This window comes from Nonomuraea sp. NPDC005983 (assembly GCF_040614375.1).
Taxonomy (GTDB): domain Bacteria; phylum Actinomycetota; class Actinomycetes; order Streptosporangiales; family Streptosporangiaceae; genus Nonomuraea.
This window is the reverse complement of record NZ_JBEXUP010000018.1, coordinates 85,021-93,094: the sequence shown is the minus strand read 5'-3', so window position 1 is coordinate 93,094 and position 8,074 is coordinate 85,021. Positions and strand designations below refer to the sequence as shown.

The window sequence follows — 8,074 nt, the reverse complement described above, 5'->3', positions numbered from 1 at the left end:
GACCCGCGCGGCGGAGCTGAGCGAGACCCCCGCCGGCCGCTCCAGACGGCTCGGCGACGCCGCCTTCATCGCCGGACATGCCGCGCTCCTGGACCAGGCGCAGCAACTCGTCCGCTCGGACCTGCCGCCGGGCGCGAGCCAGTCCCCCGCCACGGTCGTCACCTCCGCCTACGTGGCCCTGTACGAAGACGGCGACGTACGCTCCGCGCATCGCCACGTCGCGGCGAGGATCGAGAGCCTGCGAAAAGACAGCGCGCACGAGCCCGCCGAAGTACTCACCCGGCTGGTGAACCTGCTGCTGGCCATCAGCCAGTACGCCGGCGACGCCGCGCTGTGGGACCGCACCGAGCAGCTCATGGACTCTCTGGGAGACCGAGTCGACACACGCTCGGCGATCTACCGCGACGCGTGGAGCGACGTCGTCCGTCACGGCGCGGGCGTGCACGAGCGCGTCGAGCGCGCCTTCGCCGGCGTCTCTGAGCTGGAACCGTGGGACGTCTCACGCCTGGCCGTCGCCGCCTACCACGTCGACACGCTGAGCCAGTACCGCCCCTACCTGCAGCGCGCCGTCGACCGTGAGATGGAGACCGGCGCCGTGGCCAGCGGCATGACCATGCTGCACCTGATCATGCTCGACCAGCTGGCCGCCGGCGAGTGGGACGACGCCGAACGGACGGGACAACGCACGCTGGAGCTGACGACGTCCCATGGAAACGCGCTGTTCACCCACCACACCCGCGCCTACCTCGGGCTCCTGGCCGCCATGCGCGGCCAGGTCGAGCGGGCCCGGGAGTTGCAGGCCGTCCTGGACGCCTGGGCCCGCCCACGCGGCGTGGGATTCCTGACCCAGATCGCCGACGCCATCGGCACGGCGGCGGCCCTGAGCGAGGGTGACTACGAAACCGCCTACCTGTACGCCATCGGCATCACACCGCCGGGATCGTTCGAGCGTTACGCCCACCAGGCCTCACGCACACTGCTCGACCTGGTCGAGGCCGCCGTGCACACCGGGCGCCTGGAGCAGGCCCGTCGGCACGCCCAGGCCGCCTCCGACGCCGGCCTGCCCGGCGTCTCCCCCCGGCTGGCCCTCATCACGTACGGCGCCCTGGCGATGACGGCCGCCGACGAGAAGGAGGCCGAGGACATGTACGCCCGGGCCGAGGCCCACCCGGCCGGTGCCGGCTTCCCGTTCGAGCTGGCGCGCATCCGCCTGGCCCACGGCGTCCGGCTCAGGCACACCCAGGGGCCCAAGGCCGCACGGCCCGTCCTGGTCCGCGCCGCCGAGTCCTTCGAGCGGCTCGGCGCCACAGGCTGGGGCGAACGTGCCCACGCCGAGCTGCGCGCCTCAGGAGCGCCCGCCCGGACCTCGCTGCAGCACCTGTCCACGCTGACCTGGCAGGAACGCCGCATCGCCGAGCTGGCCGCAAGCGGGCTGACGAACAAGGAGATCGGCGAACGTATGCGCCTGTCCCCACGCACCGTCAGCTCCCATCTCTACCGTGTCTTCCCGAAACTGGGTATTACCTCGCGTGCCGCGCTGCGCGACGCTCTGGGCAAGGTCGGCGACGGCGGCGACGCGTGAGCCCCCATCACCACTTCGACGGGTCGGCGCGCACCCCCCGCTCGGCGAGCCAGACCAGCACGTAGTCGGCGACCGCCCGCCAGCCGCTGTCGACGACCAGCGAATGGGCCCGGTCCGGGAACTGCTTGAGGCTGCTGATGGCCGTCGAGTCGCCGTACAACTTGTACACGGCCCGGGTGAGGTGGTCGGGCACCAGCCGGTCCTCCTGCCCCGAGATCAGCAGCAGCGGGCCGCGGCCGGTGTTGCCGTGGTCCACGACCGCCCTCGGGTGCCGTACGGCGCCGCCGTGACCCAGCTCGGCCAGCAGCCGGGGCGGCCCGGGAACGACGTGGCGCTCGAACAGCTCGGCAGACTCCTGCTCGGTGACCGCGTTGGCGAACAGCCGCCGGAACCCCCTGGCGTCCATCGACACCGGCCACGGCTCCCCGGGCGCCGGGGAGGTCGCGTGGCCGACCGGGGCGGGGGCGATGGCGACTGCGGCACGGCCCGCGTTCGTGCCGAGGAGGTGCTGCGCGATCAGCCCGCCCACCGAATGGCCGACGATCACGGGCGGGGTGTCGAAGGAACGGACGATGCGTGCGTAGTGATCCGTGAGCGCGTCGAGCCCCAGCTCCTGGAGCGTCTCGGGATGCTGACGGGCCTCGCCCGCCGTGGCGGGCTCACCCGGCCAGCCCGGCGCGCAGACGGCGAACCCGAAACTGGAGAAGCGCTCGTTCCATGACTCCCACGACGACGCGTGGAGCCACGCGCCATGGATGAAGACGACGGGAGTGGGGTTCACGGATCCTCCGGAAAGGCTCAGGGCCAGGTCTGATCAAGGATCATCGAGATGCGCCTGGGCGGGAACAGTCGAATGACTCAATGTTCCTGTCTGCCTCGCGTCGCTGGTCCGGCGCGGTCTGCCGAGACGCCGTGCTCCGAAGGAGGTCCCCGACGGTGCCGGCGGTCACGCCCGGCACGCACACGTCCTTCGCCTCGCTGAAGCAGGTCAAGGCCGGGCTGCTGGACATCGGTTACGCCGAGGCGGGCCCGGCCCGCGGGCCCATGGTCATCTGCCTGCACGGCTGGCCGTACGACATCCACAGCTTCGTCGACGTCGCTCCGCTGCTGGCGGCGCAGGGCTATCGGGTGATCGTTCCCTACCTGCGCGGGCACGGCCCCTTCGACAACCCTGACTACGCCGCCATCGTGATCCACAACTACCGGTGGCGGCTGAGCCTGGCCGACGGGGAGCGCCGTTACGACGCTCTGGAGAAGCGACTCGCCGCACGGCCGGCCATCAAGGTGCCGACCATCACCCTGGACGCCGAGCGCGACCCCTTCACGGCGCCGCCGGGCGACGGCTCGTCGTACCGCAACATGTTCACCGGCCCCTACGAACACCGCACCCTGGAGGGCATCGGCCACAACCTGCCGCAGGAAGCGCCCACAGCCTTCGCCCAAGCCGTCGTCGACGTGGACCACTTCTGACGAACGCGACGGCCAGCCCACCACCTGCGACTCAGAGACAGCCTGTCGGATGCGATCCGGCAGGCTGTCTGTGCGTTCGTGGCCGTGCTTACAGTCGCGCCTCGGCCTCGCATGGCGCGCCCTCCGCGGCCCGCTGAGCGTCCATCCAGCGGACGACCTCCAGCCGGTCACCGCTGACCTCGGCGTCGTACGCCGTGCTGGTGGGCCGTGGTTGATGTATTCGTAGCGAAGCCTCTTGTCATCAACCACACGGCGAAGACAAAGCTCTGCAGGCCCAGTGGCGCATTCATGGCCAGGTAGAGCGGCGTGACCACGTCAGTTAGGCGAAGCAGCACCAAGAAGCTCGCCGATATAGCTGCTCCGATTCCCAGAAATCCCCACCCGGATAGCCATCGAGGGACAGATCTCGACCGCCATAGAATGCGGAACAACAGGAGATCTCCGAGGCTCAGCGAGATGATCAATGCGACGTGATTGACCAAGTCGCGCGCCGTCCGCAGCAGCTCGCCCAAGACCTCGAGGCGGGATGCGTCCGAAGCGCTGGCTTGGGTGAATCCATGGCCCAGCACAAGAAACAAGGGCAGGAGAATCACGCCCATGAAGTGGAACGTCGCTGCGATCAGCCTGAACCCAAGGAAACCCTGACTGAGCGCTTCGTTCTCCGCCCTCAATGTCGGATAAAGGTACAGCGCGAACCCGACATAGGCGGGGATCATGATGGACTGAGCAACTGCGCCGACGATGACCTGGCTCTCGTGTGCGGAAATGAGAGCGAGATAGCGTGGCCCCTCGAGAGCGGGAACGATGCTCAGAGCGCCGGCGATCATGCCTACGATGACCAGTGTGCCCGCAATTGCGGTTGCCCGCCTGTTTATATGCACGATGCTTGTCCTGTAATTGTCGTGGTGGCGGAGCGTGTCGGCGCCGGATCGGCGAGCCGGTTCAGGCTCCCCGACGCGCAAGACGGGGACTGCCGGGGCGGCGGCCAGGGTCAGCCTGTGAGCTGGTCCATGCGGAGGAACTCGGTGATGCGGAGCAGCTTCGGTGGGCGTGCCACCTCATCGGGGAGGGCCTGGAACGCCTCGTCCTTCCCGACAAGACGTGGGGCGGTGAGTTCCACCTCTCTCCCGTCGACCCGGAGCCGCGCACCTCTGGCCGCCAGGACGTTCTGCACCCAATCGGAGCGCGATCCATACACCAGAACGAACAGGTAGCCGCCGTCGACGGGATGCGCATCGAGCGGCGTGCGGTACGTAGCGCCAGAAATGCGACCGATGTGAGTCAGCACCGGCCATCTCCCGCCGGTTATCGCGCGGGGGTTGAACACCCTCTTGTTCACGTGCCCCCACCACCTCGGCATCGGCATCGAAATCTCCTTCTCTCGCCCCGGCGGGGCGCGTCACAGGTCAGGTGTTGGCTGAACCCCGGCTGACGCGAACCTGGATAGCCTTACACCAGTAAGGCTACTTACTGGTGTAAGGTTGGCTTACGCTCGTAAGGCTGTCAACCCGCCCACACCCCGGAGCCGTCGTGCCACCACCACCACAACCGCTCAGCAGAGGCCTCGTGCTGGAAGCCGCGATCCGGGTCGCGGATCGCGGCGGCGTGGAGGCGATCACGATGCGCCGGGTGGCGCAGGAACTGGGCGTGGAGGCGATGTCGCTCTACCACCACGTGCCGAACAAAGACGCGATCCTCGACGGCGTGGTCGACATGGTGTTCGCGGCGATCAAGCTACCCGGTGCTGAATGCGACGATTGGCGCGATGCGATCCGTACGCGTGCCTTCTCCGCACGCGTGGTCCTGTCGCAGCACAGCTGGGCTCTCGGCCTCATGGACTCCCGTCGCGATCCGGGACCGGCGACGCTGCGCCACCACGACGCCGTCCTGGGCGTCCTCCGGGAGGCGGGGTTCACGCTGCCGATGGCCGCGCACGCCGTATCGCTCATCGACAGCTACGTCTCCGGGTTCGTCTTGCAGGAGGCGAACCTGCCGGTGACGACGCCGGACGATGTCGGGGAAGTGGCCGGCGGCATCCTCCGGCATCTGCCGGCGGAGGAGTTGCCGTACCTCACCGAGATGATCCGCGACCACGCCCTGCGGCCGGGCTACGACTACACCAGCGAGTTCAGCTACGGCCTGGACCTGATCTTGGATGCGCTCGAAGGTCGCCGGAGTGCCCCCCGCTCGGGTTCGTGCGATGAGCCCCAAAGTAGTTTTGTGTAACGACAGCTACAGTTCGCGTTCTCAGAAATGGCCATTTCTGCGAGCGCCAGCCCCCGGGCTCAGCCGCGCGGCGCGTACATGATCACGGCGACACCGGCCAGGCAGGCCAGCGCGCCGATGACCCGGGTGGGGATGATCGCGGCATGGGCGGGGCGGCGGGTGCCGTGGGCGTCGCTCAGCTCCGCCCGTCCACCGGTCACGAACAGAATCTGCACTGCCGCGTGGGCGTGCGCGGCGGTGCTTCCTGCCGTGCCGGTGAAGGCCGGCCTTCCGGGATGCAGCGTGGTGGCCAGCAGGCGCAACGCCGCCAGCCTCCCGTGCCCGCTCATCGTCGCTGCCCCTCGGTGGCGGCCTTGCCCTGGGCGGCCTACGGGACCACCGACTGGAATGTCATCACAAATACAAGCTATCATCGTTACATGGCGATTATTGAGGATGGTGGGTCGTGCCTAAGCGCCGACATCGCGGCTGGGCTGCCGCCGGCGGCGGCGCTGTTTCACTCCTTGGCCGATGAGACCCGGCTGCGGATTGTGCAGCGGCTGGCCCGGGGTGAGGCGCGCGTGGTGGATCTGACCGGCGAGCTCGGGCTGGCCCAGTCGACGGTGTCCAAGCACCTGGCCTGCCTGCGTGACTGCGGCCTGATCGACTACCGGGCCGAAGGCCGTCAGTCGTTCTACGCGCTGACCCGGCCGGAGCTGATGGACCTGCTCGGCGCGGCCGAGCAGCTGCTCGCGGCGACGGGGCACACGGTCGCGCTGTGCCCGACCTACAGCAGCGGCGCGGCCGCCACCACGTCGGCCACGACGGCGGCGATGGGAGAAGTGCGATGAGCGACGGATGCGCCTGTGACGGCGAGCAGCCACGCCAGGGCGAAGCGGGCGAGGCCGAAGAGCACGAATCGGAGCGGCTGTGGCAGGTCTCCGAGTTGCAGTTCGCCGCCGTGGCCGGGGTGTTCCTGCTGGCCGGATGGGTGGCCAGCCTGGCCGGGACGAGCGCGCCGGTGACGATCGGCCTGAACGGGCTGGCGCTGGCCATCGGCGGCTGGACGTTCGTGCCCGGCACACTGCGGCGGCTGGCCAAGGGCAAGATCGGTGTCGGCACGCTGATGACGATCGCCGCCGTCGGCGCGGTCATCCTCGGGGAGGTCGCCGAGGCCGCCATGCTCGCCTTCCTGTACTCCATCAGCGAGGGTCTGGAGGAGTACGCGCTGGTGCGCACCCGGCGCGGGCTGCGCGCCCTGCTCGCGCTGGTCCCCGAGACTGCCACCGTGCTGCGCGGCGGCACCCAGGTCACCGTGGACCCGGCCGAGCTGGCCATCGGCGATCTGCTGCTCGTGCGACCTGGTGAGCACGTAGCCACCGACGGACTGATCCGCACCGGCCGCACCACCCTGGACGTCTCGGCGCTGACCGGCGAATCAGTCCCCGTCGAAGCCCAGGTGGGACAGAGCGTGTACGCGGGGTCGATCAACGGCACCGGCGTGCTCGAGGTCGAGGTCACCGCGACCGCTGCGAACAACTCTCTGGCCAAGATCGTCAAGATCGTCGAGGCCGAACAGTCCCGCAAGGGCGCAGCCCAGCGCCTGGCCGACCGCATCGCCAAACCGCTGGTGCCCGGCATCATGATCCTCGCCGCCGTGATCGCGCTCATCGGGTCGATCGCCGGAGATCCGCTGACCTGGATCGAACGCGCCCTGGTTGTGCTCGTGGCCGCCTCCCCGTGCGCGCTGGCCATCAGCGTGCCGGTCACCGTGGTCGCCGCCATCGGCGCCGCCTCCCGCCTGGGCGTGCTGGTCAAGGGCGGCGCCGCGCTGGAGGCCCTGGGCCGGATCAAGGCGATCGCACTGGACAAGACCGGCACCCTGACCCGCAACCAGCCCGCGGTCATCGAGGTCGCCGTCGCCGGCGGCCACACCGAGAGTGAGGTGCTGGCCGTCGCCGCCGCCCTGGAAGCGCGCAGCGAGCACCCCCTCGCACGCGCCATCCTGGCCGCCCACCCCGACCCCGACTCCGCCACCGGCGTGGAAGCGGTCACCGGCGCCGGCCTGACCGGAACGGTCGACGGCCTGCCAGCCCGGCTCGGCCGCCCCGGCTGGATCGACGCCGGATCGCTGGCAGCCCAGGTGCAGGCGATGCAGGAAGCCGGCGCGACCGCCGTACTCATCGAGCACCACGGCGAAGTGATCGGTGCCGTCGCCGTCCGCGACGACCTGCGCCCCGAAGCCGCCGAAGTCGTGGCCCGGCTGCACGCCGACGGCTATGAGGTGGCCATGCTCACCGGCGACAACGCCGCCACCGCCGCCGCTCTGGCTGCCCAGGCCGGGATCGACCAGGTGCGCGCCGAGCTGCTGCCCGAGGATAAGTCCGAGATCGTTGCCCGGCTCCGCCAGGCGCGGCCGACCGCGATGGTCGGCGACGGCGTCAACGACGCCCCCGCCCTGGCGACCGCCGACGTCGGCATCGCCATGGGCGCGATGGGCACCGACGTGGCCATCGAAACCGCCGACGTCGCCCTGATGGGCGAGGACCTGCGTCACCTGCCCCAGGCCATGGCGCACGCCCGCCGCTCCCGGGCGATCATGCTCCAGAACGTCGGCCTGTCGCTCGGCCTGATCACCGTGCTCATCCCGCTGGCCGCCTTCGGCGTGCTCGGCCTGGCCGCCGTCGTGGCGGTGCATGAGCTGGCCGAGATCGTCGTCATCGCCAACGGGGTCCGCGCGGGCCGCGCCAAGGCTCTGCCGCCCGCCCCAGCCGCCGCACGGCAGCCGTACGCCGCTCAGCCGGCGGGGATCTGACC

The 8,074-nt window shown here is 70.0% G+C and carries 9 protein-coding genes; 5 read left to right on the top strand and 4 right to left on the bottom strand.

All coding sequences use genetic code 11. The annotated features are described in order from the left end of the window. Nucleotides 1-1,582, top strand: a 1,582-nt coding sequence (locus ABZ297_RS11750) for a helix-turn-helix transcriptional regulator (RefSeq protein WP_355343307.1), incomplete at its 5' end; no start/stop codon positions are given. 7 nt (nucleotides 1,583-1,589) lie between these two features. Here the strand turns inward: ABZ297_RS11750 and ABZ297_RS11745 are convergent. Further along, nucleotides 1,590-2,363, bottom strand: coding sequence for an alpha/beta hydrolase (locus tag ABZ297_RS11745; RefSeq protein ID WP_355343305.1), 774 nt, complete (start codon nucleotides 2,361-2,363; stop codon nucleotides 1,590-1,592). Nucleotides 2,364-2,518: 155 nt separating this feature from the next. On the opposite strand from ABZ297_RS11745, the gene ABZ297_RS11740 reads away from it, so the two are divergent. Continuing rightward, the gene (locus ABZ297_RS11740) at nucleotides 2,519-3,052 is read left to right on the top strand and encodes an alpha/beta hydrolase (protein WP_355343303.1); all 534 of its coding nucleotides are present in this window, start codon (nucleotides 2,519-2,521) and stop codon (nucleotides 3,050-3,052) included. Between the two features lie 167 nt (nucleotides 3,053-3,219). On the opposite strand, the gene ABZ297_RS11735 is transcribed toward ABZ297_RS11740, so the two are convergent. Together ABZ297_RS11735 and ABZ297_RS11730 are read right to left on the bottom strand one after the other, a co-directional pair. Beyond that, nucleotides 3,220-3,933, bottom strand: coding sequence for a DUF4386 domain-containing protein (locus ABZ297_RS11735; protein WP_355343300.1), 714 nt, complete (start codon nucleotides 3,931-3,933; stop codon nucleotides 3,220-3,222). Nucleotides 3,934-4,043: 110 nt separating this feature from the next. Then, nucleotides 4,044-4,418 (bottom strand): nitroreductase family deazaflavin-dependent oxidoreductase, encoded by a 375-nt coding sequence (locus ABZ297_RS11730; protein ID WP_355343297.1) that lies wholly within the window; start codon nucleotides 4,416-4,418, stop codon nucleotides 4,044-4,046. Between the two features lie 200 nt (nucleotides 4,419-4,618). On the opposite strand from ABZ297_RS11730, the gene ABZ297_RS11725 reads away from it, so the two are divergent. Next, the gene (locus ABZ297_RS11725; RefSeq protein ID WP_355343294.1) at nucleotides 4,619-5,278 is read left to right on the top strand and encodes a TetR/AcrR family transcriptional regulator; all 660 of its coding nucleotides are present in this window, start codon (nucleotides 4,619-4,621) and stop codon (nucleotides 5,276-5,278) included. Between the two features lie 59 nt (nucleotides 5,279-5,337). Here ABZ297_RS11725 and ABZ297_RS11720 read toward each other — a convergent pair whose 3' ends face one another. Beyond that, a complete protein-coding gene (locus ABZ297_RS11720; RefSeq protein WP_355343291.1) occupies nucleotides 5,338-5,607 on the bottom strand; it encodes a hypothetical protein in 270 nt (89 codons plus the stop codon). A gap of 90 nt (nucleotides 5,608-5,697) precedes the next feature. Between ABZ297_RS11720 and ABZ297_RS11715 the strand changes: the two genes are divergently transcribed. Together ABZ297_RS11715 and ABZ297_RS11710 are read left to right on the top strand one after the other, a co-directional pair. Then, nucleotides 5,698-6,108: a metalloregulator ArsR/SmtB family transcription factor gene (locus ABZ297_RS11715; protein ID WP_355343288.1), complete on the top strand. Its 411-nt coding sequence runs from the start codon at nucleotides 5,698-5,700 to the stop codon at nucleotides 6,106-6,108. Continuing rightward, entirely contained in the window at nucleotides 6,105-8,072 is a 1,968-nt protein-coding gene (locus ABZ297_RS11710; protein ID WP_355343285.1) for a heavy metal translocating P-type ATPase, read from the top strand. The genes ABZ297_RS11715 and ABZ297_RS11710 overlap by 4 nt, the downstream gene beginning before the upstream one ends. Nucleotides 8,073-8,074 lie beyond the last annotated feature (2 nt).

Coding starts and splice junctions, on each gene's coding strand:
- ABZ297_RS11730 (WP_355343297.1), bottom strand. CDS start 4,418: ATGCCGATGCCGAGGTGGTGGGGGCACGTGAACAAGAGGGTGTTCAAC.
- ABZ297_RS11720 (WP_355343291.1), bottom strand. CDS start 5,607: ATGAGCGGGCACGGGAGGCTGGCGGCGTTGCGCCTGCTGGCCACCACG.
- ABZ297_RS11715 (WP_355343288.1), top strand. CDS start 5,698: ATGGCGATTATTGAGGATGGTGGGTCGTGCCTAAGCGCCGACATCGCG.
- ABZ297_RS11710 (WP_355343285.1), top strand. CDS start 6,105: ATGAGCGACGGATGCGCCTGTGACGGCGAGCAGCCACGCCAGGGCGAA.